Origin of the sequence: Klebsiella sp. 141161, assembly GCF_050600815.1 — a bacterium.
Taxonomy (GTDB): Bacteria; Pseudomonadota; Gammaproteobacteria; order Enterobacterales; family Enterobacteriaceae; genus Klebsiella; species Klebsiella aerogenes.
Map to the genome: position 1 here is coordinate 1 of NZ_JAQIRN010000039.1, position 211 is coordinate 211.

1 rRNA gene is annotated in these 211 nt (G+C 52.1%); it reads right to left on the reverse strand.

Annotation, left to right across the window (positions count from 1 at the left end):
- Positions 1–211 (reverse strand): 16S ribosomal RNA (locus PGR79_RS23875); the annotation flags it as partial.

Sequence of the window (211 nt, forward strand, 5' to 3'; positions counted from 1 at the left end):
ACGCCCAGTAATTCCGATTAACGCTTGCACCCTCCGTATTACCGCGGCTGCTGGCACGGAGTTAGCCGGTGCTTCTTCTGCGAGTAACGTCAATCACCAAGGTTATTAACCTTAATGCCTTCCTCCTCGCTGAAAGTACTTTACAACCCGAAGGCCTTCTTCATACACGCGGCATGGCTGCATCAGGCTTGCGCCCATTGTGCAATATTCC